This window comes from Kangiella sp. HZ709 (genome assembly GCF_009674675.1).
Taxonomy (GTDB): domain Bacteria; phylum Pseudomonadota; class Gammaproteobacteria; order Enterobacterales; family Kangiellaceae; genus Kangiella.
This window is the reverse complement of the sequence record NZ_WKJC01000002.1, coordinates 78,093-101,258: the sequence shown is the minus strand read 5'-3', so window position 1 is coordinate 101,258 and position 23,166 is coordinate 78,093. Positions and strand designations below refer to the sequence as shown.

The following is a 23,166-nucleotide window of genomic DNA, read 5'->3' as shown; positions in this document are numbered from 1 at the left end:
TTATTTAAAATATTCCTTATGTGAACATTCTAGACATTTTTTGCCAACAGTTTTTCCTGGCGCAGGACCGACAATAAGAAAGAATAGAAGAGTTTTAATGCTATTGTAGATTGGCTTTAAATTACTAGAACCGCAAGCTTGACACAGAGTAATATCTTTATAATTTTCGTTTAGAAAGCCTTCATCGCGTTTCTCACTTTCTTGAACATGATATTCCGGCTGGTTTTTATAATATCCATTTCGCCAATTCTGTAAAGTCTTTTGGGCTTCAGGAAAATCAACTAGATTGACCATTACTCTTACACCGCCGAGAGCATGACTTAGCGCCCAATTGATCCTGATATGTTCTCCATCAAATACAAAAGCTTGAATTCCCTCTGATTCTAATAAACTTTTTGCAAGTTCGGCTTCCCAGACAAACTCAAAACTTTCAAGCTTAGTAAGAGCCATTAATGTATTTTAATACTGAGTGCATGAATATCGGTTTCCATCAAGTCGCCTAGTGCGTTATAGATTAAGCGATGTTGTTGGAGCATACGTTTTCCTAGGAGTGTTTCACTACTGATGATAAGAGTAAAGTGACCCTTACCATCCTTAGCGCCAGCATGGCCAATGTGTTTATGGCTATCATCGATGATTTCTAAATGACTTGGGCTAAGGTTTTCGGTTAACCGCTTAGTCATTTTTTCAATGCGTGAACTGTTATCAATCATCTAATATTCCTTTAAGGCAACACTTTGTTATAAGGTTTTACGGTTACTTTGTTATAAACGCCAGCTTCGATATATGGATCTGAGTCGGCCCATTGTTTTGCTGACTCTAATGAATCAAATTCCGCAACAATCATTGATCCAGTAAAGCCGGCTTCGCCGGGGTCGGTGGCATCAATCGCCGGCGTTGGGCCGGCAATGATCAAGCGTCCTTGGCTTTTGAGGGCTTGTAGGCGTTCCACATGAGCTGGTCTTGACTGCTTGCGAAGTGGTAATGAGTTCTTTACATCTTCAGCGTAAATAAGATAAAGCATGATTATTCCCTAAAATTAGTTATCTTTAGATGTGGTTTCTTCATCATCAAAATTCAAGTGTTCGGCCACTAGAATAAAGCTTAGAATCATTAACCCCATCAGTGTCACAAATAGTCCAATCATTTTGAAATAAAACCAAAAGTCAGTACTGTAGTTGTACGCGACATATAAATTTAAGCCGCCAAAGACTGTTAAAACACCGATCCATACGGCATTAATCTTGTTGAGTTTGGACTTTGGTGGTTCAGTTTTGAATTCTACAGAAGTATCCATTAAATCAATAAAAACATATTTTTTGCTTACCATTTGCCTAATTAAAATAACGAGTGCTCCAGCCCAAACCATAATAGTAGTTTTCCACTTAATAAAACTTTCATCATTGAACCAATAAGCCATCGCTAACAATAATAGGCCTAAAATAAAGTAAGCAATGTGCGACTTTTTAATGGGTTCTTTAAATATGACGCTAGAAAGGATTTGAATTAATGAGCCCAAGCTCCAAATGGCTGCTGCCAAGATTAAATTTTTAGTAATAATATAAGCAACTAAGAAGCCAACAATAGGGTAATTTTCTTTGAGAAATTTCATAGGTAACAAATCGGATAAATTGGTAAACAGTGTAACCATTGTTTACCCTGACTGCAAAGCAAGGCACAATGGACTTATGACTAGCTGATTATTAAAAGACTATCTGAAACATGATCGATTTACATACCCATACCTATTATTCAGACGGCAGTTTATCGCCTGTTGAATTAATTGATATGGCTGAGCAAGCAGGAATAAAGCAGCTGGCTATTTCTGATCATGATTCAATTGATGGGCTTTTAAGTTTGGAGTTATTGCCTGAAAAACTGAGAGTTATTCCTAGTGTTGAAATATCTACCAACTATGGTAAGCAAGGCTTGCATATTTTGGGATTAAATATTGATACAAACAATCAAGCGTTGCAATCCTTTTTGAAACAGCAGCAAAAAAACAGAAAGCAAAGGGCTTTACAAATAGCCAATAAATTAGTCGATGCTGGTGTCGAGCATGCACTTGATGATGTGAGCTTTCTTGTAGACTCTCAACCCATGGTTTGTAGAACTCATATAGCACAACTGTTGCTTGAACAAGGTTATGTTAAGAAATTTTCAGATGCTTTTAAAAAGTATTTGGCTAAGGGAGGCAAGGCTCATATTAAAGATGACTGGTTTGCTATAGAGGATGTGATTTCGATTATCAAAAGTGCTGGCGGACAGGCAGTTATTGCCCACCCAATGCGTTATGGTATGGGAGCTAATAAGTTAAAAAGTTTGATTGAAGATTTTAAGGCACTAGGCGGTGACGGCATAGAAATTTGCTATCCTAATATTCATCCTGGGCATAAAAATTTATTGGCAACTTGGGCTAAAACTTTTAAATTGTGTGGTTCACAAGGTTCAGACTTTCATAATCCCGACAAAAGCTGGGTCAAACTCGGTAAGTTTGCGCCTTTACCTGATGACGTGGAGCCAGTATGGACGCGTTGGTAACTCTATCGATAGTCAAAAAGAATTTATAATATGACGCAGCTTATAGAAATTCATCCGGAAAACCCCCAGTCTCGGCTTATTAGCCAAGTGGTGGCCATGATTCGCAACGGCAGTTTAGTCGTGTATCCAACTGATTCGGGTTATGCCTTAGGGTGTCATATTGGTGATAAGCGTGTATTGGATAAAATACGTCGCATTAGAGATTTAGATAAAAAGCACAATTTTACTTTGGTTTGTCGTGATTTGTCTGAATTGGCGGTATATGCCAGAGTGGATAATTTGGCTTTTCGCTTGATAAAGAACAATACCCCGGGACCATACACTTTTGTTTTGAAAGCAACTCAAGAAGTCCCAAATCGTCTCAAGCATCCTAAAAAGAAAACCATCGGTATACGAGTTCCTGATAATGCGATCGCGCAAGCTATGTTAGAAGACCTTGGTGAGCCAATGATGAGTACTTCGTTAAAATTGCCACAACAAGAAGACAATGAGGTGTTAGAACCGCATGAAATATTGGATTTGCTGGATGGGCGAGTGGATGCAGTGATTGATGGTGGCTATTGTGGTCATGAAGAAACCTCTGTGATTGACTTAACTTCAGGCTATCCAGAGATCATTCGCTATGCTGCTGGTGATCCAAGCCTTTTCGAATAACTCATAGCTATATGCATTTAGTTTTGCACTTTTTTGTGCCGCTTATTATTTCATTAATATTCTTTAGAAGTGCTTCTGATAATAAAGCTTGGCTGAAAGTTTATTTGATAATGATGGGAGGAATGTTAATTGATGTCGATCATTTATTGGCAAGTCCTATTTATAATCCAGGCCGATGCAGTATTGGTTTTCATCCTCTGCATACAATGACTCCTATTAGTGTCTATTTCCTTATGTGTTTTTTTAAGAAAACTCGAATATTAGGGATTGGTTTAACGATTCATATCATTTTGGATTCAATCGATTGTCAACTGACTAATGGAGTATGGTGGCTCTAGCCACTATTTAAGTTCGCCTTGCCAAAACCTTAGACCTTTAGATGAATAAATCCTTAATGGAACAGCGAAAATTCAAAGTGTAAACCCATAGCCTTTTCCCTTTTCTCTTTGGGGGTAATCTGGCTATAATAGTCTGCTATTAAATATTAAAATAACCATCCATAAGGGTATTCCATTGAGTTCAGTTTCTCTTGGTCAGCAGCGTGTATTATCAGGTATGCGTCCGACCGGGCCTTTGCATTTAGGTCATTATCACGGGGTTTTAAAGAATTGGGTTAAGTTGCAACATGAATACGAGTGTTTCTTCTTTGTTGCTGATTGGCATGCTTTAACCACCAATTATGACGATACTTCCCGTGTCGAAGAGTATGTCTGGGATACGGTTATTGATTGGTTAGCTGCTGGTATTAATCCTAGTGCTGCGAATATCTTTGTTCAATCAAAAGTACCTGAGCATGCGGAACTGCACTTGCTACTGTCCATGACCACGCCGTTAGGTTGGTTAGAGCGAGTTCCAACCTATAAAGAGCAGCAGGAAAAACTGAATACCAAAGATTTAGCTACCTACGGTTTCCTAGGTTATCCAGTGATGCAATCTGCGGATATCTTGATTTATAAAGCTGGCAATGTACCAGTAGGTGCCGATCAAGTGCCGCATATCGAAATGACTCGTGAAATTGCACGCCGCTTTAATCACTTTTATGGCAAAGAGCCTGGTTTTGAGGAAAAGGTTGAAGCTGCCATTAAGAAGATGGGCAAAAAGAATGCCAAGTTATACAAAAGCTTACGAAAAAAATTCCAAGAAACGGGCGATCAAGAAGCTCTAGAGCAAGCACGAGCTTTAGTAGAGACTTTGGCGAGTGTTTCGTTGAATGATCAAGAACGTTTGTACGGTTATTTGGATGGTGGCGGTAAAATCATCTTACCCGAACCACAGGCGTTGTTAACACCGGTGTCGAAAATGCCAGGCTTAGATGGTCAGAAAATGTCTAAGTCTTACGGCAACACCATCAACATGCGCGAACCAAAAGAAGTGGTAGAAAAGAAAATTCGCACCATGCCTACCGATACCAAGCGAGTCCGCTTATCTGATCCGGGTAATCCCGAAGATTGCCCTGTTTGGGAGTTCCACAAAATTTACTCTTCTGAAGAAGTAAAAGATTGGGTACAGAAGGGCTGTACAAGTGCTGGGATTGGTTGTTTAGAATGTAAAGGCCCTGTGATTGATGCAGTTTGTGCCGAACAGCTAACTTTTATGGAAAGAGCGCAAGAGTATAAAGAGTCACCTGAAATAGTGCGCAATATAGTCTCTGAAGGTTCTGAGCGAGCGCGAGACGTTGCCAGAGAGACTATGGATGATGTCCGACAAGCCATGGGCTTAGCGTATAAATAAATGAATAACGAAATTCCTGACAATCAAACTATCAACCCGGCTGATGCTGAAGCTGCGGGCGCTGCGGTAGTGGCTGACGCGGCAGCGGTTGCTGATAAAGCTGAGCATGAAGGACAGATAGTTCAGGAGGAAATGCCTTTTCACTTAGTAGGTGGAGAGCAGTTAGAAAAGTTTCCCGATGATTTATATATTCCACCTGAAGCCTTAGAGGTATTCTTGGAAGCTTTTGAGGGCCCATTAGATTTACTGCTTTATCTGATCAAAAGACAAAATGTCGATATTTTAGATATTCCACTAGCTCACATTACTGAGCAGTATATGGAATATGTGGAGTTGATGAAGACTTTGCACTTGGAATTGGCCGCGGAATATTTGGTGATGGCTGCTATGCTGGCTGAAATCAAAAGTAGAGTTTTATTACCACGGCCTAAACAAGATGAAGAAGATGAAGAAGATCCAAGAGCAGACTTAATTCGTCGCCTCCAAGAATATGAGCAGTTCAAAAAAGCTGCGGAAGAGCTTGATGAATTACCTCGTATGGGTAGAGATTTCTTCACTGTTAGTGCGAAAAAACCAGAGTTACGAATTAATAAGCCGGATCCTGAACTGGATATGAAAGAAATTTTGTTGGCTTTACGCGATGTACTAAAGCGTGCGGAGATGTTTTCTAGTCACCAAATTTCATTTGAAGCCTTATCCGTACGTGAAAAAATGGGTAAAGTTTTAGAGCAACTTTCAGCGCAAAGCTTTTGTGATTTTAGTCAACTATTTTCACCAGAAGAAGGCCGTATGGGAGTGGTAGTAACCTTTTTAGCAATTATGGAATTAGCAAAAGAGTCGTTACTAGAGCTGATTCAAACTGAAACATATGGCCCCATTCATGTTAGAGCTAAAGTTGATGAATCAAGCGTAGTCGATGTTGATGAATTACCTCAAGTGAGCTCCAGTCATGATGAAGAATAGAACTTAAAACTATGCAACAAGAAAAGATTATTAGAATTATCGAAGCTGCTTTATTAGCAGCGGGTTCGACTTTAAATAAAGATAGAATGTTAGAGCTTTTCACTGAAGACGAAAAAGTGAAGCCTGCTGACATTAAAAAAGCTATCCAAAGTTTGCAGCAGGAAGCTGAAGGTCGAGGGATTGAACTCATAGAAGTATCTACAGGTTATCGCTATCAAGCAAGGCAGGATTATGCCGAATGGATTGCCCGCTTATGGGAAGAAAGGCCCGCAAGGTATTCTCGCGCACTGCTCGAAACACTGTCTTTAATTGCCTACCGCCAACCCGCCACACGTGGTGATGTAGAGCAAGTTCGAGGTGTGAGTGTTAGCTCTAACATTATAAAGACTCTTTTGGAACGTGAGTGGGTAAGGGTAGTTGGGCATAGAGATGTTCCTGGCAAGCCAGCTTTATATGCCACCACTAAACAATTTCTGGATTATTTCGGCTTAAAAAGTCTGGATGAATTACCATCGTTAGCTGAAATTCAAGATTTAGATAATTTGAACCCAGAATTAAAGTTTGATCAAGATGATAAGCAAACTGAGCATTTGGATGAATCTCAATCAACAACAGTTCTAGAGCAGGATACAGAAAGTGAGACCGCTCAAGGAGAAGTGGAAACTGAGATTGCTTTTGAAAAGTCGGATTTAGATGATTCGGAAGAGTTGACTGAAGAACAAAAGGATTTGGAAGAAGAGATTGCTCTAAGAAGCGATGATTAAGATCGAATTGGTGCTAAAACCACTGATAAGATTAGGAATTCTATTGTAGTTGGCTGGATAAAAAAAGACAATAAACGTCATTTTTGCGGTATAAGCCGCAAAGTTAAACATATTGAAAATATTGTAACTCATTGATTTTACAATGTTTGAACTTTATAATTTGAACTGCGTCACATTTTTTGCTACTTTGGACCAATCGCAAATTGGTTAAAGGATTCGACATGCAAGAGAGCAGCATTTTAATTTATTCGTTAGCAGCAGTTGGAATACTAAGTTTTGGCCTTTTGCTCTTTAAATTACGCAGCAGTTTTATTAAATCGCTATACGATAAGATTAATACTCAAGAGCAGCAGCAAGGAAAATTGATTAATCAATTAGCGGCCGCCAAAACCATCACTAAAAATCTAGAAGCGACTATTGCTAATCAAAGTAAGCAAATCACCGAAATGACTACGGTTAACACTAAACATACGGATAAACTTTCTAAGACCTACCTAGAACATAAAAAGCTCCTTAAGGATATCCAGTCCTTTGCTGAAAACAAACGTAATTTAGAGCTAAAAGTTAAATCATTAGAATTGCAGCTTGAAAAGGCGGTAGATATTAAAGAACAAGAAGTTAATCGTATTGAAACTTCTTATGCAAAGGTTAATCACAGTTTTGAAATATTACAAAAAAGTAATGATAACCTTCGACAAGAAAGAGACTTCTATCGCGATGAATTTACTAGGTTAAGACAAGGAAGCGCTGTAGTTGGCGGTGACGATAGAATAAAACATATTAAATCTGCATAGCTCTAAAAATAGGGCTATATGGTGTTGGGGTATGTGATCGAAAACTAGATCAAGGAGCTTTAGGCTCCTTTTTTTTATCTTATAAGAAACAAATGGGTTACAATAAAGTTAACTTAAATTATTGACTGAAGTTTATGTCAGAAAAGATTCAAAAAATATTAGCTAATGCAGGGCTAGCCTCTAGACGTGAAATTGAAAAGTGGATCGCAGCTGGCAGAATAAGTGTAAATGGTTCAATTGCTACCCTAGGAGATCGTGCAACCGAGAAAGATACGATTAGGGTAGATGGGAATCCTGTGATGCTAAAAGCCAAAGATGAAACTTATACTCGAGTTATTGCTTATCATAAACCTTTAAATGAGGTTTCTACCGCAAAAGATCCTCAAGGTCGAGCGACTGTTTTTGATAGCTTGCCTCGCACAAAATTCGGGCGATGGATTGGTGTTGGCCGTTTGGATATCAATACAACAGGCTTGTTATTATTCACTAATAATGGCGAATTAGCCCATAAGTTGATGCACCCTTCCTATTCTGTTGAACGACGTTATGCGGTTCGTGTATTTGGCGAAGTTACAAATGATATGCTCAATAATCTAAAAAAAGGCGTATTGGTTGATGGTGATCTATGTCAATTTGATAAAATCATTGATAAGGGTGGTGAAGGTGCTAACCACTGGTATGAAGTTAGTCTATCCGAAGGTAAAAACCGGGAAGTCAGAAAACTGTGGCAATCTCAAGGAGTAGAAGTATCACGCTTGATTCGAGTTAAGTATGGCCCAGTAGAACTACCTACCAATTTAAGTCGTGGCCGCTGGATTGATTTAGATGCTAAGGCAATAGATGAATTAGCAAAAGTAGTCGAATTAAAAGTTACCGCTAGAAAAGAGAAACCGGATCAAAAAAGAAAAGAAAAAGGTAAATTTGCTTGGAGCAAGAAAAAATCAAGCAAACCTTCACGCTAATACTCAATACAAAAGTTAGCTTATTGTAAGAACAATCTACGCAAAAAATTTATGAAAAGAAACACTGACATGGATATTGAAGATTTGCATACCAATCAAGAACAAATGATTGATTTAGATCATCAAGAGAATTATTTTGAGCGTGAAATTAGTTTGCTTTCTTTTAACTGGCGAGTGTTACAACAGTCATTAGACGAAACCATCCCGCTCTTAGAGCGTGTTAAATTTCTTTGTATTTGCAGTAATAATTTGGATGAGTTTTTTGAAGTGCGTGTTGCTGGCTTGCGTCACCGTATTGCAAGAGGTGATACCAAACCTAGTTTTAGCGGTGAGTCTCCAGAGCAAGTGTTAAATAATATTAGAGACTATGCGCATGGTTTAGTTGATGAGCAGTACCGAATTCTTAATAATATTTTAATTCCTCAGTTAGAAAGCGAAAACATACATATTCGGAAGCCTTCAGAACTATCTAAGAAACAATATGCTTGGCTTAATAAGTACTTTAAACAACAAATAACCCCGGTTATCACGCCGATTAGTTTAGATCTAGCACATCCGTTTCCAAGGTTAGTCAATAAGTCACTGCACTTTTTAGTGCACCTTCATGGCAATGACGCTTTTGGCAGAGACTTAGAGTTTGCGATTTTACACATGCCGCGTTCCTTGCCCCGGTTAATTCTTTTACCTGAAGAATTATCGGAAAATGGTCAAACGGAATTTATCTATTTATCTAATATTGTTTCAGAGTTTGCAGATAATTTATTTCCAGGAATGGACATCAATGGTTGTTATCAATTCCGTTTAACACGTGATAGTGATTTGTGGGTTAATGAACAAGAAGTTGAAGATTTAGCAATCGCCTTGAAAAGTGAGCTCCAATCTAGAAACTTTGGTGCAGCCGTGAGGCTGGAAATAGAAAAGGCTTGTCCGAACAAGCTAAGGAATTTTTTACTTCAAAAATGCAATTTAACGCCTGATGAACTTTATCTGGTAGATGGCCCAGTTAATCTCAACCGCTTGTTTTCGTTACCTGATTTAATAGAGCGAGATGATTTAAAGTACGTAGGCTTTACACCTAAAGTGCCAGAAGAATTGATAATGCGTAGGCCAATATTAGAGGTTTTACAAGAAAAAGATTTATTGCTAAACCATCCCTACGAAAGCTTCAAGCCAGTTATAGAGTTTGTAAAACAAGCAGCTTTAGATCCTGATGTATTAGCCATTAAACAAACACTTTATCGAACGGGCAGCGATTCTCACATTGTGGAAGCACTGATTGAAGCAGCGCATTTGGGTAAAGAAGTAACAGCCGTTGTGGAATTAAGGGCAAGGTTTGATGAAGCGGATAATATTGAACTAGCTCAAAAGTTACAAGAAGCTGGAGTATTAGTAGTTTATGGTGTGGTAGGTTTTAAAACTCATGCCAAAATGAGCTTGGTTATACGACGTGATAAGAAAAAACTGATGCGCTTTGTACATTTAGGAACTGGCAATTATCATCATAGGAATGCTTTAGTCTATACGGATTATAGTTTGCTAACATCTGATAAGGAAATTGGAGAAGATGTGCATAAAGTTTTTCAGCAACTTACCGGAATGGGTAAAGTATATAAACTCAATAAATTATGGAATGCGCCATTTAGTTTACATAAAAAGTTAATTAAACAAATTGATGTCGAAATTGAAAATGCAGAGCAGGGAAAAAAGGCAGAAATTTTTATAAAAGTAAATTCCGTTACGGATCAAGAGCTAATTAAAAAATTATACAAAGCTTCTATGGCTGGCGTTAAAATCAAAATGCTAGTAAGGGGTATTTGCTGTTTGAAGCCAGGGATAAAGGGCGTTTCTGATAATATTAGCGTGTCGTCGGTAATTGGTAGGTTTTTAGAACACTCTAGGGTTTATATTTTTTACAATGATGGTGATGAGTTAGTTTTTGCTTCCTCTGCAGATATTATGGAGCGAAATTTATATAGAAGAGTAGAGGTAGCATTCCCAATTTTAGAACCCGTGGCTAAGCGTAAACTTATTAATAATATTAAAGCTATGTTAAGACCAAATAAACAAAACTGGAACTTACAGAGTGATGGGAGTTATGAGCTTTCAACCAGCAAAGAAGGTGATAGTAAAGTTCAAGAACAATTGCTATATGAATTATCTTTATAGTTAGCTAGCCAATAAGTTATGTGATTAGCCAGCTTAGTTTTAAATTATGATATGCCCAATATTTTTGCTCTTTCTCTAATTCAAAAATAATTAGTTGATGACTGTCGCTCCAAGCTTTAGGTATCTTAATAAAAAGCTCATTATTTTTTTCTGCAACAAATACCAAATCAGAAATATTGATATTGTCTCTTTTAATATTAAATAGTATCGACATGCGCAAAATTTGTGTAATTGCCAATATATCCATGTAAGGCTCATACTTATTCTTAAAATTCTCTAGATAGATTTTTTTATGCTGTGCTAGGACGATTGCTGCTAAAGTTTCTTGAGTTTGTAAACTAAAGCCTGGCATATCGGCATATTGAATAATGTGAGAACTGTGGTAACGAAGCTTATTATAACTGATAGATAAACCAACTTCGTGTAGTAAGCAAGACCAATCCAGTAAGTTCTTATAATGAGGATCATAGATACCCCATAAGTCTGAAACTTGGTCAAATATAGTCTGTGCAGTGCTTTTTACTTCTATGCCAAATTTGTCATCGATGTTAAAGCGGTTTATTAAACTAGCAACAGTTAGGTCACGATTATCAAACCCTTTAAGCTCATCGGCTAATTCAAGTAAAATACCTTCTCTTAATGAAGCATTAGAAATGTACATTTCTTCGATATTGAGTTCTTCAAACAAGGCAATCAAAATCGCTAGGCCCATAGCAAATGTATTAACACGGCTAGAGCTTAAGCCCTCTAGCTTAATGTTATCGATATGCCCGATTTCGATAAGCTTGCTTTTTAAGAAATATAAATGCTTCTTTTTTAAGTGGGTGTCTTGGAAGCCAAATCCTTGTACTACTTTATATACAGCTTCGATACTGCCAGATGAGCCAATGCAATGCTGCCAATGAATAGCCTTGTATCGGTGTTCAGTTGGGGATATTTCTAAAGAAGCATTTAAGATTGCTTGCTGAAAATTCTCTTCATTAAGCAGTTGATCAGCAAAGTAGCGTTTGTAAGTTACGCAACCTAAGGACAAGCTATCGAGTTGTTGATGTTCAAATTTTTGGCCTAAAATTATTTCCGTACTACCGCCACCTATATCAATAACTAAAGCCCGATTAATATCAGGATGGTTATGAGATACGCCATTATAAATTAGGCGTGCTTCTTCTGTTCCTGGTAAAATTTCAATGGGAGAAGAGAGTATGGATTCAGCCTTTTTAATGAAGTCTTGCGCATTTTTTGCTTTTCTTAAAGTATAAGTAGCAACAATTTTGATTTGTTGATTAGGGATTCCTTTGAGTCTTTCTGCAAATAGTTCTAGGCAATCTAGTCCACGCTTGATTGCTTCTTCTGATAGATAATCATTTTCATCTAAACCGCTAGCAAGTTGAACTTTTTCCTTGATTTTTCCAATGATTTGAAAAGACTGGCCATCATGTTTAGCGATGGCCATGTGAAAACTATTAGATCCTAAATCAACAGCTGCATAGTGATTCCGAACTTCATTATTAGTTTCAATAGCGTCGTTTTCAATTTTAGTCAATAGCTTATCCCAAGTTATATAGTTGGAGTTTTATTTATATACAATAATTATTTAGAGGAAATCTCTAGCATCAATACTTTGGCCAGTTTGGCGATTATTTTCTATATCCATTAACCATAAATAGGCTGGCATCAAATCTTTTGGTGTTGGCAATGTGTTTGGATCTTCTCCTGGAAAAGCATTCGCACGCATTTTTGTTCTAGTGCCCCCAGGATTAATACTGTTTACAATAATATCAGATTTTTCTAACTCGTCAGCTAAGGTTTGCATCAAGCCTTCTGTTGCAAATTTTGAAACTGCATAAGCACCCCAATAAGCTCTTCCTTGACGACCAACCCCAGACGAAGTCATTGCAATAGCGCCTTTGTTAGCTTTTCGTATAAGAGGCAAGCAATACTTAGTTAATAAAAAAGTCGCATTCACATTCACTTGCATCACTCGATACCAAGTTTCCTCATCAAAGTGCTCAATAGGGCTTAGCAAGCCTAAATCACTAGCATTAAGTAACAAACCATCTAACTGGCCAAATTCTGCCGCTATCACGTCAGCAACTTGCGAATATTGTTCTGGTGAAGAGTTTTGAAGGTTAAGCGGTACTAATGCCGGTTGCGGATAGCCAAGCGATTCTATTTCATCATAAACAGCTTCGAGCTTTTTAGTGTTTCTGCCTGAAAGAATAACCGTTGCACCATATTCTGCATAGGTTAATGCAGCCTGTTTGCCAATACCATCAGTGGCGCCAGTCACTAAAATAACTTTATTCGCAAGAAACTGGTCTTCTGCCGTATAATTCTTCATAGAATCCTTGAGTGGAATTTAGTAAAGAGGTATTTTACTTAAATGGTAGCTCAGTAACAAGATAAGAGCCCGCCCAAGCATAAAATACAAAAGGTACAGCAATGGCAAAGCGCATAGCACTGGTGGAAGACGAACCATTATTACAACAAAACTACAGTTTGGCTTTAAAAAAATCCGGCTATGAGGTCATGGTTTATGGTGATAAAGCGTCGGCCTTAACCAGCTTTAAAAATCGATTACCAGATCTGGTCTTGTTAGACATTGGTTTAGGTGATGAGCCAGAAGCTGGATTTGAAGTTTGTCGTAAGTTAAGAACCCAATCAACTCAATTGCCTATTATATTTTTAACAGCACTGGATAGTGATTTTGACATCATCTCAGGATTACGTTTGGGTGCTGATGATTACTTAACGAAAGATATCAGTATTCCGCATTTGCTTGCCAGAATTTCTGCGCTATTTCGCCGTATGGAACTTCTTACACAAACAGAGCAGGTTGAAGAGACAATTAAAGCGGGTGATTTAACTATTGATAACGAGCGCTTAGCTGTTAAGTGGCAGCAACAACTGGTTGATTTAACTGTCACTGAGTTTTGGATTGTTTGTGCTTTAGCACAAAAACCTGGTCATGTTAAAAGTCGCGAACAATTGATGCAAGCAGTCAAAGCGGTAGTTGATGACAGTACCATTACTTCCCATATAAAGCGGATCCGGCAAAAATTCCAAACTATTGATGCAGAATTTGATCATATCGATACTGTCTATGGTATGGGGTATCGCTGGAATTTGCGTGCATGAAATTAGCGATCAGCTGGAAAGTTTTCTTCTTACTGTTGCTGTTATTGTTAATACCTGTTGCTAACTGGTATGCGCTTAACATTTATCAACAACAAATTGAGATAAGCAACACCGAAACAAACAAACAGTTGCTCAATAGTTATCATGGATTATTGTTAAAGCTAATTCAGGAAGATAGTAACTTTGCAGAACAAATGTCACTGCAAAAAAATGCCAAGCAAGTAGTCGTGGCTAAAAGAGAAGGGCCAATATTAGTCGATGGTTTTGCTGATGAATGGTTTCCTTATCAAGATAATTTATTGCAGACACGTAATGATACTAATCCTTCACAAATGCGCTTGATAGAAGATCAGCAGTTTGTGTATGGCTTGATTGAAGTTCAAGATAATCATGTGATTTATCTCAATAATCAAAACCAGGGGCAGTCTTCGGATACGTTGAGACTCGACTTGGGGTATGGCTATTGGTTATTACAGGCTGTCGCTCCAGGAAGAATGAATGTACAAAGAGAGTTTGGCAGCGGCTTAAAACCCATTAACTCTATTGTTGCTGTCTGGCAAGAAACTAAAAATGGTTATGTGGTTGAATTTAGAGCACCTAAGCTATTGGTTGGGGATAAACTTAATGCTGTTTTATACGATGTCGATAACCAAGAGCTTTCAAATTATAACGATAAATACCAAGGAGTTTTTACCTTTACTAATTTCTCTTATTTACCTTTGGCACGTGAAAAAAATAATGCTTGGTTATTAGCTAACGAACTAAATCAAAAGCGACTAACCATTACCAATCAAACTGGTCAGGTTATTTATCAAGTAGGCGACTTGTTTCCAATCAATGCAGCAACTATGCCAACAAATGATCGCTATCGTTCAGTTAAAAAGATTGATGATGCTTTCACTCGATCTATTTATCAAAACGGTTCTCATTCAGAGGATTTTAATCAAGGAAGCATCGATTTTTATGCTCGGGCGGGTAAGTTTTTTCAAATCAATGGCGAGCAATCAGGCTTGGTGATACTTGAGTCATCCTTGTTAGAAGAAAAGCGGCTACTTGGAACTATCAAATGGTGGCTGTGGGCTTTTTCTGTACTTATTTGGTTATTGATTTTAAGCATGGTGATCAGTCAAATTTCCAAATATAGAAAAAGAATTGCTGTTCTCAATGATCTGACAGAACAAGCTAATGAAGCGGATGCAGATGCGGTGGATTTTTCTAATATTGAAATAGATGGTCATGATGAAATAAGTCAACTGTATGAAAACATGGCTTACTATAATCAAAGGCTCGAGCAACGTCGCGGGCACCAACAAAAACTCCTAGCTCGCCTTAACCATGAGTTGAGAACGCCTTTGGCCATCATAGGTTCTTCGATTGATAATTTGGCTCTGTCTGACCTTGATGAAGGAGATCAGCAACTAATTGATAACGCTAGAACTGGTTTAGAGCGTTTAAGTTTAAGTTTTAGTCGTTTAAGTGAGGCCAACCGATTAGAAGACTCGATTGATAAGGTAGAGCTTGAATGGTTTGTGCTGGGTCAGTTGTTAGAGTCTCTAGTTACCTCTTATGGTCATGCTTGGCCAGATATTAGCTTTAATCTTAATCTTGATGATGTTGATGTGAAAGTACGGGGTACGGAAGATTTGTTTGCTCAAATGCTAGATAAAATCATCTCTAATGCGGTAGATTTTTGTGATGACAGAAAAACCATTATTATTTCTTTGGAGCTGAATAAAAGCAGTTTGCAGTTATCGGTATTTAATTATGGTCCTATGATAGAACAAGATAAATTACAAACGGTCTTCAACTTAATGGAGTCTCACCGGAAAAAAGATAACGCAATTCCATCCAGCGGGAAAACCAGTAATTTAGGCCTTGGACTTTACTTGGCAAGACTCATCGCTCGTCGACATAAGGCAAAAATATTTGCTACGAATTCAGAAAATAACGATGGTGTAAGTTTTAATTTGCTATGGGCTAAGAAAAATTTTCGCTTACAATAACAGAAAAACGAATTACGACTTAAACAGGTCTAATAATTCTTTACTAGAATTGAGCACTAAATCTGCATTCCAATCAGCAACTTTATCATCAGCAGTAATATAACCATATTCAACCGCAACAGAGTATTGGCCAGCTGAATTGGCTGCTTGGATATCTCTTTGAGCGTCACCAACATAGATACATTCATTTGAGCTAAGTTTGGCAAGCTTGCAAGCTAAAAAGAGTGGTGTAGGGCTTGGTTTACTCGGCTTCACAGTATCGCCACAGACTACTGCGGCGGCTCTTTTCAATAAGCCTAAATGCTCTAATAAAGGTAAGGCTAAAAATTCAGGCTTGTTAGTTACAACACCCCATTTAATACCGTTAGCATCGAACTGGTTAAGTAGATCGTTTAAATGCGGAAAGAGTTGGCTTTTGATGGCTAAATTATCAGAGTAAACATTTAGATATTCCAGACGGTATTCTTCAAACTCTTGATGTTCAGGAGTAACGCCAAAGCCTAACTTAATAAGTGCAGCAGCGCCATGAGAAACCCAAGGTCTAATAACTGAGTAATCCAATGGGTTTTTATTATGGCGTTCTAATTGCAAATTGAGTGCCAACGCCATATCAGGAGCGGTATCAACTAGCGTTCCGTCGAGATCAAAAAAGACCCCTTTAACTTGATGCTTAAACATATACTTGGGACTATTCAGGCAGACAATGGACGATATAATTAACATCCACATTATCGCCCAACCAATATTTTTTGGTGATAGGGTTATAGTGCATTCCAATCATATTCTTAAAGCTTAAACCATTAGGTCTTGCCCAAGACTCTAGCTCTGAAGGGCGGATAAACTTTTTGAAATCATGAGTGCCTTTGGGCAGCATATTTAAAATATATTCCGCACCGACAATCGCAAATAAAAAACTTTTTGGGTTGCGATTAATGGTTGAAAAGAAGACATGGCCATCAGGTTTAACCAATTTATGACAAGCTTTGATAATAGACTCAGGATCTGGCACATGTTCAAGCATTTCTAAACAAGTGACTACATCAAATTGCCCGGCATGTTTTTCTGCAAACTCTTCAGCGGTAGACTTTTGATAATCTACCGACAATTTTGATTCTAGTAGATGCAATTTAGCAACTTCTAGAGGCATCTCTCCCATATCGATACCTATGACCTCAGCGTCTTCCTTAGCCATTGATTCTGTCAAGATTCCGCCACCACAACCAATATCTAAAACTTTCTTCCCGGCTAAACCATTGGCATGGTCAAGAATGAAGTTAAGACGTAAAGGGTTGATATCATGCAATGGTTTGAAATCACCTTCTTTATCCCACCAGCGAGAAGCCATTTGTTCAAATTTTGAGATTTCGTGTTGGTCGACGTTTTGACTCATGAGGTTGCCATAAATTTAATTAAGCCATTTGCTTAGGGTTTTAGTTAAATACTGCTCATCAATATCGGTTAGCTGATATGCCTTCACTTTAGCAATACCGTTAACCCACAAATGACTGATTCTAGATTGTTCGGCAGTATAAACTATTTGAGTAAAAGGATCATAATCATTAGTGTATTGATTGGCATGTTCAAATGCTGTGATATTAGCTTTAGCACCTATGCTCATAGCACCTGATGTTAATGGTGTATCAAGATTGTTGCTGTGTACAGCAAAGCCCAAAAGTGCCTTAGCATCGAAAAGCTGAGCGTTTTGTGACTCTAGCTTGGTTAGCCATGCCAACAGCTGTAATTCTTTTAATGGGTTTAAATTTGATGATAGATAATTGTTTGTGCCGATATATAGGTTGGCATTAGTGCTATGCAAGAAGTCGACAGGCGATAATGCATTGGCATGAATTAACTGCGCGCAAGGGCAAACAATAGATTTAACTTTATTTTTTGATAAGAAAGATACTTCCTGTCTGGACAAGCCAAATACATCAATTAGATGTAAATCGGGTGACAATAAATGGTGTTCTTTTAGCAGTTTAAAGCGGGCCTTACTGCTTTTAAAACTTTTATGTGAGCGATGGAACGAAGGGTTTAATGAGATTAAAAGTTTTATCATTAACTCATTGTATAAACCGCTAAAACTATTCAACTGGTCTTTAGTTAATAGTTCTGGGTTGGATAACGATAAACCTAATTCAATATTTTGACGATGCTTGGTTTCATCCCGTAGTTTTAAAAACTCGGTTAGCTGATGTTGGAAGGTTTGACGGTCATCGCTAACGTCAATGGAATAATAAATTAGAGCTTCTACAGAGTGTTTATTCGCTACCTCCATTGCTTGTTTAGGGTATGAATATTGGCTACTAAATTGAGCACAACCCGCGCGAAACAAATCGGCAAGTCCTAATTCTGAACTGATGCTAGCGAGCTCTGGACTAAGGTGCTTAGTTTCTAATGGCTGGATTTTATTTTGAATTCGTAAATTTAAGGGCAAGTCGCTGCCAATATGATGAAACGCTTTAAAGCCTATAGAGCAATAATGGTTATTAAAACTCGGCAACAAAGTATGCTGGCCAAGTTCAACTACTGTTTTCGCTTGGTATTTTGACGCCACTTGATCGGACGACAAGATATCGACAATAGTTCCATCATTAATCAAAACAGAATGATTGAATAGAAGCTCCTTTTGATTTGGATCAAAAGGCATAACTGTCTTAGCATTTATCTGTAAGTCTACGATTTGCTGTTGGCTATCTATAGCATTCAAAATGTATTGCAATTAAGAGTGATCTGTGGCCAATATTTATACACCAAACTGCCTTCTGAGGCTAGCTCAATCCTCAGTAAAACAATGACTTACTAAACAGCAAAAATAGTGATTAAAGGTCGCCCAAAAAGCCCAAATATGCTAGAATTTTATGCTTATTTTGAGTGCTGACAGTCGCTCAAAAAACAATCAAATATAGACAAAAATAAAACACTATAACTTATTGAAAATAAAAGGTTTTTACTATGGGTGAAGTCGCCAAAGAAATACTTCCAATTAATATCGAAGATGAGCTCAAAAATTCCTACTTAGATTATGCTATGAGCGTTATCGTTGGGCGTGCTTTACCTGACGTTCGCGATGGCCTAAAACCCGTGCATAGAAGGGTATTGTATGCCATGGAAGTATTGGGTAATGATTACAACAAAGCTTACAAGAAATCAGCCCGTGTAGTTGGTGATGTTATCGGTAAATACCACCCGCATGGCGATACCGCGGTTTACGATACTATCGTTCGTATGGCTCAGCCATTCTCATTACGTTATATGTTAGTGGATGGTCAAGGTAACTTTGGTTCGGTTGATGGCGATTCACCTGCAGCGATGCGTTATACGGAAGTCCGTATGGATAAAATGGCACATCAATTGCTAGCTGATTTGGATAAAGAAACGGTCGACTTTGAAGAAAACTATGATGGCTCTGAGTCTGAACCAACGGTTTTACCAACCCGTATCCCTAATTTATTAGTAAATGGCTCATCAGGTATCGCTGTAGGTATGGCGACCAATATTCCGCCACATAATATCAACGAAGTGATCGAAGGCTGTCTGGCTATTATTGATAATCCTGATATTACTATCCCTGAATTAATGGAGTTTATTAAGGGCCCAGATTTCCCAACCGCTGCAATTATTAACGGCCGTGCTGGAATTGTTGATGCTTATCACACTGGCCGCGGTAAGATTTATTTGCGCGCCCGTAATCATATTGAAACTGATCCTAAAAATGGTAAAGACTCGATTGTCGTTACCGAACTTCCTTATCAAGTTAATAAAGCTCGCTTATTAGAAAAAATTGCTGAGCTGGTTAAGGATAAAAAACTCGAAGGTATTACGGGTTTACGAGATGAGTCTGATAAAGACGGTATGCGCATGGTGATTGAATTGCGCAAAGGCGAAGTACCTGAGGTGATTCTCAATAATCTTTATGCTCAATCGCAAATGCAAAATGTGTTCGGTATCAATATGGTTGCGCTGGATAATGGTCAGCCACGTTTATTTAATTTGAAAGAAGCATTAGATGCTTTTGTGACTCATCGCCGCGAAGTGGTTACGCGTCGTACTATCTTTGAATTACGTAAAGCACGCGAAAAAGCTCACGTACTCGAAGGCCTTGCGATTGCCTTAGCCAATATTGATGAAATAATTGAGCTGATCAAGCAATCGCCAACACCAAAAGAAGCAAAAGCTGAATTAATTGCTCGTAGTTGGAAACCTGGTCAGGTTTCTGAAATGTTAGCAAGAGCTGGCACCGAAGCTTGCCGTCCAGAAGATTTAGGCGCTGAATTTGGCTTCCATGATGATGTTTATAATCTATCGGAAGCGCAAGCACAGGCAATTCTAGAGTTGCGTTTACACAAGTTAACAGGCCTAGAGCATGATAAAATTTTAGGCGAATACAAAGATTTATTAGGTTTGATCGAAGAATTACTTCATATCCTATTAAACACGGATCGTTTGTTAGAAGTTATTCGCGAAGAGTTGAACCAAGTAAAAGAAGAGTTTGGTGATGAACGTCGCTCTGAAATTTTAGAAAGTAAATTAGATTTAACCATTGCCGATTTAATTACCGAAGAAGATGTAGTGGTTACTTTATCTCACGAAGGTTACGTTAAGTATCAGGCTTTATCTGAATATAAAGCACAACGTCGTGGTGGTCGCGGTAAGTCGGCGACAAAGATGAAAGAAGAAGACTTTATTGAAAAGTTACTAGTTGCATCGACCCATGACACCATTTTATGCTTCTCTTCGCGCGGTAAAGTTTATTGGCTAAAAGTCTTTGAACTACCGAACGCTGGTCGCGGATCGCGCGGTAAGCCAGTGGTTAATGTTTTACCATTGGAAGAGGGTGAAAAAATTAGCGCTATTTTACCCATTCGAGAGTACAAAGAAGACGAATATGTCTTTATGGCAACGGCTAACGGAACTGTGAAGAAAACCTCTTTAGAGCAATTCTCACGTCCTAGAGCGAACGGTATTATTGCTTTAACCATTATGGATGATGATGAATTGATTGGTGTTGCTAAAACCGATGGTTCAAATCATGTCATGATGTTTAGCGATGCTGGTAAAGTTATCCGCTTCGATGAGGCCAATGTTAGAGCAATGGGGCGTACCGCAAAAGGCGTTCGCGGTATTCGCTTGCCAGAAGGTGCTAAAGTGATTGCGATGGTAGTAGCAGAAGAAAATGGCTCTATTTTAACAGCCACTGAAAATGGTTACGGTAAACGTACTGCTATGGAAGATCATCCTTTACGTGGGCGCGGTGGTCAGGGCGTGATTTCGATTCAAATGAGCGAACGTAATGGTGGTGTAGTCAGTGCTGTGCCTGTAATCGATGGTGATGAGGTGATGCTAATTAGTAAAGGCGGAACCTTAATTCGAACGGGTGTTGATGATATTCGGGTTATGGGCCGAAATACTCAAGGCGTTCGATTAATTAAGTTAGATGATAAAGAAACTCTAGTAGGACTGCAGCGTATCGTTGAATTAGAAGATGATGAAGAGTTAGATGGTGAATCGTCTGAAACTGCTAGCGAAGCTGTTGATAATAATGAGTCTAACGAATCAGAAGAATAAATGATGGACAAAGGCGATCGAGCTTATAATTTTTCTGCGGGTCCTGCTGCAATACCAACCGCAGTTTTAGAAAAAGCTCAAACAGAGTTTCTGAATTGGAATTCACAAGGCTGTTCAGTAATGGAGTTTGGTCATCGAACACCTGAATTTCAAGAGTTGATTGATAAAACGGAAAACGACTTTAGAGAGTTACTCAAGATCCCTGAGCAATACAAAGTGCTCTTTATGCATGGAAGTGCTTCTCATCAATTTTCTATGGTACCAATGAACTTTCTGGCACCTAATGATTCAGCTAATTATTTAGAGCAAGCACATTGGTCGAAAAAAGCGATAAAAGAAGCTAAGCGTTTTGCTAAAATTCATGTGCAGCAGGCTTTTGAAGAAACCGATGCTGGCTTATCTATTGTCCCTGAGTCTCAATGGAGGCTGGATGAAAAGGCTAAATATTTGCACTTTACCTCTAATGAAACCATTGTAGGGGTTCAATTCCAGCAAGAGCCAGCAGCGTTTAACGGACACTTAGTTTGTGATATGTGTTCTGACATATTATCCCGTCCAGTTGATATTGAAAAATACGCACTTATCTATGCTGGCGCTCAGAAAAATATTGGTCCCTCAGGCATGACTATGGTTATTGTGCGTGAAGATCTATTTGAACAAATGCAAACTGAAAGGGTACCTACCTTATTCCAATATCCTTTAATGGCTGAGCATGGCTCTTTATATAATACTCCTCCAAGTTATGGGATCTATTTAGCCAGTTTAGTATTTGAATGGTTAAAGGATCTTGGTGGCATTGCAGCGGTAGAAAAACTCAATATAGAAAAATCTAAGTTATTGTATAGTTATATTGATCAATCTGATTTTTACCATTCACCTGTGGCAGTTAATAGTCGTTCAGTCATGAATGTGGCTTTTACTTTGGCAGATCCAAAGCTTGATCAATTGTTCTTATCGCAAGCGCAGCAACAAGGTTTATTAGCACTAAAGGGACACCGTGATTTCGGCGGAATGCGCGCTAGCATTTACAACGCAATGTCTATCGAAGGTATTAAAGCTTTGATAGATTTCATGAAAAAATTTGAGCAAAAAAGCTAAAGGTTATTATGACTGGATTGGTTCACTCTTTTATCAATAATGGGGTTATGCACTTAGAGCTTAATCGAATGGATAAAAAAAATTCATTAAACTCTGAAATGTATCAGGCAATGACCGAGTCGATAATTGCCGCAGAAAATGACTCAGATGTTAGGGTTATTTTATTCAAAGGTGGCTTTGGTTGTTTTTGTGCAGGTAATGATATTCAGGACTTTTTGGATGAAGAAGTCATAGCGCCAGGTAGTCCTATTGCGACTTTTTTACATCTTTTAGTGGATATTGAAAAACCAATGATTGCCGCTGTTTCAGGCCCAGCGATTGGAATTGGTACCACTTTATTGCTGCATTGTGATTTGGTTTACGCAACTGATAAGGCTATTTTTAGCTTACCCTTTGTCAATCTAGGCGTCTGTGCTGAAGCTGGTTCTAGCTACTTGTTAGCACAACAAATTGGCCATGTTAGAGCATCAGAGTTATTAATGTTTGGTGAAAATTTCGATGCTAAGACAGCAAAAGACTATGGCTTGATTAATCAAGTTATTGGAGAAAACGATTATTGGGATCTGGCTATTGAGAAAGCGGAAAAATTAGCTTCTAAACCTTATGATTCTTTGCTAACCACTAAGGCTTTAATGAAAACTGAGCGTGCAACATTACACGCGGTTATTGACCAGGAAATTGCAGAGTTCTCTAGGTTATTAAAAACAGAAGAAGCAAAAACTATTTTCAGTAAGTTTCTTAAGCGTTAATCATTCATCAGTTAAACCACTAAATAGTAATGGTG

23 protein-coding genes are annotated in these 23,166 nt (G+C 38.3%); 14 read left to right on the top strand and 9 right to left on the bottom strand.

Features of this window, described 5'->3' with window-relative positions:
• From GJS41_RS09440 to GJS41_RS09425, 4 genes are read right to left on the bottom strand one after another with little or no spacing between them, the layout of a single operon-like run.
• Nucleotides 1-450, bottom strand: coding sequence for a DUF2007 domain-containing protein (locus GJS41_RS09440; RefSeq protein ID WP_154247125.1), 450 nt, complete (start codon nt 448-450; stop codon nt 1-3).
• Nucleotides 450-713 (bottom strand): BolA family transcriptional regulator, encoded by a 264-nt coding sequence (locus GJS41_RS09435; RefSeq protein ID WP_154247124.1) that lies wholly within the window; start codon nt 711-713, stop codon nt 450-452. The genes GJS41_RS09440 and GJS41_RS09435 overlap by 1 nt, the downstream gene beginning before the upstream one ends.
• Nucleotides 714-724: 11 nt before the next feature.
• Nucleotides 725-1,024, bottom strand: a complete 300-nt coding sequence (locus GJS41_RS09430; protein WP_154247123.1) for a YciI family protein — start codon at nt 1,022-1,024, stop codon at nt 725-727.
• A 15-nt stretch (nt 1,025-1,039) separates the two neighbouring features.
• Nucleotides 1,040-1,651 carry an inner membrane-spanning protein YciB gene (locus tag GJS41_RS09425; protein WP_154247122.1) on the bottom strand — a complete coding sequence of 204 codons (612 nt, stop codon included), beginning with the start codon at nt 1,649-1,651 and terminating at the stop codon, nt 1,040-1,042.
• Between the two features lie 71 nt (nt 1,652-1,722).
• On the opposite strand from GJS41_RS09425, the gene GJS41_RS09420 reads away from it, so the two are divergent.
• The 9 genes from GJS41_RS09420 (at nt 1,723) to ppk1 (ending at nt 10,575) form a co-directional block, all read left to right on the top strand.
• The gene (locus tag GJS41_RS09420) at nt 1,723-2,541 is read left to right on the top strand and encodes a PHP domain-containing protein (protein WP_154247121.1); all 819 of its coding nucleotides are present in this window, start codon (nt 1,723-1,725) and stop codon (nt 2,539-2,541) included.
• A gap of 30 nt (nt 2,542-2,571) precedes the next feature.
• Complete coding sequence (locus GJS41_RS09415) at nt 2,572-3,195, top strand: L-threonylcarbamoyladenylate synthase (RefSeq protein WP_154247120.1); 624 nt, start codon at nt 2,572-2,574, stop codon at nt 3,193-3,195.
• A gap of 11 nt (nt 3,196-3,206) precedes the next feature.
• On the top strand, nt 3,207-3,533 hold the full coding sequence (locus tag GJS41_RS09410) for a DUF6122 family protein (protein ID WP_154247119.1): 327 nt from the start codon (nt 3,207-3,209) through the stop codon (nt 3,531-3,533).
• A 217-nt stretch (nt 3,534-3,750) separates the two neighbouring features.
• The gene (locus GJS41_RS09405; RefSeq protein ID WP_370515710.1) at nt 3,751-4,926 is read left to right on the top strand and encodes a tryptophan--tRNA ligase; all 1,176 of its coding nucleotides are present in this window, start codon (nt 3,751-3,753) and stop codon (nt 4,924-4,926) included.
• The gene (locus tag GJS41_RS09400; protein ID WP_154247117.1) at nt 4,927-5,889 is read left to right on the top strand and encodes a ScpA family protein; all 963 of its coding nucleotides are present in this window, start codon (nt 4,927-4,929) and stop codon (nt 5,887-5,889) included. It begins immediately after the preceding gene.
• Nucleotides 5,890-5,900: 11 nt separating this feature from the next.
• A complete protein-coding gene (gene scpB, locus GJS41_RS09395) occupies nt 5,901-6,653 on the top strand; it encodes an SMC-Scp complex subunit ScpB (protein WP_154247116.1) in 753 nt (250 codons plus the stop codon).
• 221 nt (nt 6,654-6,874) lie between these two features.
• Nucleotides 6,875-7,447: a hypothetical protein gene (locus GJS41_RS09390; protein ID WP_154247115.1), complete on the top strand. Its 573-nt coding sequence runs from the start codon at nt 6,875-6,877 to the stop codon at nt 7,445-7,447.
• A 134-nt stretch (nt 7,448-7,581) separates the two neighbouring features.
• A complete protein-coding gene (gene rluB / locus GJS41_RS09385; protein WP_154247114.1) occupies nt 7,582-8,409 on the top strand; it encodes a 23S rRNA pseudouridine(2605) synthase RluB in 828 nt (275 codons plus the stop codon).
• 51 nt (nt 8,410-8,460) lie between these two features.
• Nucleotides 8,461-10,575: a polyphosphate kinase 1 gene (gene ppk1 / locus GJS41_RS09380; RefSeq protein ID WP_154247113.1), complete on the top strand. Its 2,115-nt coding sequence runs from the start codon at nt 8,461-8,463 to the stop codon at nt 10,573-10,575.
• Nucleotides 10,576-10,591: 16 nt separating this feature from the next.
• Here the strand turns inward: ppk1 and GJS41_RS09375 are convergent, their stop codons facing one another.
• Together GJS41_RS09375 and GJS41_RS09370 are read right to left on the bottom strand one after the other, a co-directional pair.
• Nucleotides 10,592-12,118, bottom strand: coding sequence for a phosphatase (locus tag GJS41_RS09375; RefSeq protein WP_227551320.1), 1,527 nt, complete (start codon nt 12,116-12,118; stop codon nt 10,592-10,594).
• A 51-nt stretch (nt 12,119-12,169) separates the two neighbouring features.
• Nucleotides 12,170-12,916, bottom strand: a complete 747-nt coding sequence (locus GJS41_RS09370) for a YciK family oxidoreductase (RefSeq protein ID WP_154247112.1) — start codon at nt 12,914-12,916, stop codon at nt 12,170-12,172.
• 101 nt (nt 12,917-13,017) lie between these two features.
• On the opposite strand from GJS41_RS09370, the gene pdsR reads away from it, so the two are divergent.
• The gene (gene pdsR, locus GJS41_RS09365; protein WP_154247111.1) at nt 13,018-13,713 is read left to right on the top strand and encodes a proteobacterial dedicated sortase system response regulator; all 696 of its coding nucleotides are present in this window, start codon (nt 13,018-13,020) and stop codon (nt 13,711-13,713) included.
• The gene (locus GJS41_RS09360) at nt 13,710-15,716 is read left to right on the top strand and encodes an ATP-binding protein (protein WP_154247110.1); all 2,007 of its coding nucleotides are present in this window, start codon (nt 13,710-13,712) and stop codon (nt 15,714-15,716) included. The genes pdsR and GJS41_RS09360 overlap by 4 nt, the downstream gene beginning before the upstream one ends.
• 12 nt (nt 15,717-15,728) lie before the next feature.
• On the opposite strand, the gene GJS41_RS09355 is transcribed toward GJS41_RS09360, so the two are convergent.
• Genes GJS41_RS09355 through GJS41_RS09345 form a run of 3 tightly spaced genes read right to left on the bottom strand, consistent with a single transcriptional unit; the run spans nt 15,729 to nt 18,426 of the window.
• Nucleotides 15,729-16,394: an HAD-IA family hydrolase gene (locus tag GJS41_RS09355; RefSeq protein ID WP_154247109.1), complete on the bottom strand. Its 666-nt coding sequence runs from the start codon at nt 16,392-16,394 to the stop codon at nt 15,729-15,731.
• Between the two features lie 10 nt (nt 16,395-16,404).
• Nucleotides 16,405-17,106, bottom strand: a complete 702-nt coding sequence (ubiG, locus tag GJS41_RS09350; RefSeq protein ID WP_154247108.1) for a bifunctional 2-polyprenyl-6-hydroxyphenol methylase/3-demethylubiquinol 3-O-methyltransferase UbiG — start codon at nt 17,104-17,106, stop codon at nt 16,405-16,407.
• A 15-nt stretch (nt 17,107-17,121) separates the two neighbouring features.
• Nucleotides 17,122-18,426, bottom strand: coding sequence for a hypothetical protein (locus tag GJS41_RS09345; protein ID WP_154247107.1), 1,305 nt, complete (start codon nt 18,424-18,426; stop codon nt 17,122-17,124).
• 245 nt (nt 18,427-18,671) lie between these two features.
• Between GJS41_RS09345 and gyrA the strand changes: the two genes are divergently transcribed.
• From gyrA to GJS41_RS09330, 3 genes are read left to right on the top strand one after another with little or no spacing between them, the layout of a single operon-like run.
• Nucleotides 18,672-21,284, top strand: a complete 2,613-nt coding sequence (gyrA, locus tag GJS41_RS09340) for a DNA gyrase subunit A (protein ID WP_154247106.1) — start codon at nt 18,672-18,674, stop codon at nt 21,282-21,284.
• Nucleotides 21,285-21,287: 3 nt separating this feature from the next.
• Nucleotides 21,288-22,382 carry a 3-phosphoserine/phosphohydroxythreonine transaminase gene (gene serC / locus GJS41_RS09335; protein ID WP_154247461.1) on the top strand — a complete coding sequence of 365 codons (1,095 nt, stop codon included), beginning with the start codon at nt 21,288-21,290 and terminating at the stop codon, nt 22,380-22,382.
• A gap of 8 nt (nt 22,383-22,390) precedes the next feature.
• Complete coding sequence (locus tag GJS41_RS09330; RefSeq protein WP_154247105.1) at nt 22,391-23,131, top strand: enoyl-CoA hydratase; 741 nt, start codon at nt 22,391-22,393, stop codon at nt 23,129-23,131.
• Nucleotides 23,132-23,166 lie beyond the last annotated feature (35 nt).

What these genes read in the sequence shown, in the direction of transcription:
- serC (WP_154247461.1), top strand. Translation starts at nt 21,288, where the DNA reads ATGGACAAAGGCGATCGAGCTTATAATTTTTCTGCGGGTCCTGCTGCA.
- scpB (WP_154247116.1), top strand. Translation starts at nt 5,901, where the DNA reads ATGCAACAAGAAAAGATTATTAGAATTATCGAAGCTGCTTTATTAGCA.
- GJS41_RS09425 (WP_154247122.1), bottom strand. Translation starts at nt 1,651, where the DNA reads ATGGTTACACTGTTTACCAATTTATCCGATTTGTTACCTATGAAATTT.
- GJS41_RS09415 (WP_154247120.1), top strand. Translation starts at nt 2,572, where the DNA reads ATGACGCAGCTTATAGAAATTCATCCGGAAAACCCCCAGTCTCGGCTT.
- GJS41_RS09440 (WP_154247125.1), bottom strand. Translation starts at nt 450, where the DNA reads ATGGCTCTTACTAAGCTTGAAAGTTTTGAGTTTGTCTGGGAAGCCGAA.
- GJS41_RS09390 (WP_154247115.1), top strand. Translation starts at nt 6,875, where the DNA reads ATGCAAGAGAGCAGCATTTTAATTTATTCGTTAGCAGCAGTTGGAATA.
- rluB (WP_154247114.1), top strand. Translation starts at nt 7,582, where the DNA reads ATGTCAGAAAAGATTCAAAAAATATTAGCTAATGCAGGGCTAGCCTCT.
- GJS41_RS09355 (WP_154247109.1), bottom strand. Translation starts at nt 16,394, where the DNA reads ATGTTTAAGCATCAAGTTAAAGGGGTCTTTTTTGATCTCGACGGAACG.
- ubiG (WP_154247108.1), bottom strand. Translation starts at nt 17,106, where the DNA reads ATGAGTCAAAACGTCGACCAACACGAAATCTCAAAATTTGAACAAATG.
- gyrA (WP_154247106.1), top strand. Translation starts at nt 18,672, where the DNA reads ATGGGTGAAGTCGCCAAAGAAATACTTCCAATTAATATCGAAGATGAG.
- GJS41_RS09435 (WP_154247124.1), bottom strand. Translation starts at nt 713, where the DNA reads ATGATTGATAACAGTTCACGCATTGAAAAAATGACTAAGCGGTTAACC.
- GJS41_RS09430 (WP_154247123.1), bottom strand. Translation starts at nt 1,024, where the DNA reads ATGCTTTATCTTATTTACGCTGAAGATGTAAAGAACTCATTACCACTT.
- ppk1 (WP_154247113.1), top strand. Translation starts at nt 8,461, where the DNA reads ATGAAAAGAAACACTGACATGGATATTGAAGATTTGCATACCAATCAA.
- GJS41_RS09370 (WP_154247112.1), bottom strand. Translation starts at nt 12,916, where the DNA reads ATGAAGAATTATACGGCAGAAGACCAGTTTCTTGCGAATAAAGTTATT.
- GJS41_RS09405 (WP_370515710.1), top strand. Translation starts at nt 3,751, where the DNA reads ATGCGTCCGACCGGGCCTTTGCATTTAGGTCATTATCACGGGGTTTTA.
- GJS41_RS09410 (WP_154247119.1), top strand. Translation starts at nt 3,207, where the DNA reads ATGCATTTAGTTTTGCACTTTTTTGTGCCGCTTATTATTTCATTAATA.
- pdsR (WP_154247111.1), top strand. Translation starts at nt 13,018, where the DNA reads ATGGCAAAGCGCATAGCACTGGTGGAAGACGAACCATTATTACAACAA.
- GJS41_RS09420 (WP_154247121.1), top strand. Translation starts at nt 1,723, where the DNA reads ATGATCGATTTACATACCCATACCTATTATTCAGACGGCAGTTTATCG.
- GJS41_RS09330 (WP_154247105.1), top strand. Translation starts at nt 22,391, where the DNA reads ATGACTGGATTGGTTCACTCTTTTATCAATAATGGGGTTATGCACTTA.
- GJS41_RS09360 (WP_154247110.1), top strand. Translation starts at nt 13,710, where the DNA reads ATGAAATTAGCGATCAGCTGGAAAGTTTTCTTCTTACTGTTGCTGTTA.
- GJS41_RS09400 (WP_154247117.1), top strand. Translation starts at nt 4,927, where the DNA reads ATGAATAACGAAATTCCTGACAATCAAACTATCAACCCGGCTGATGCT.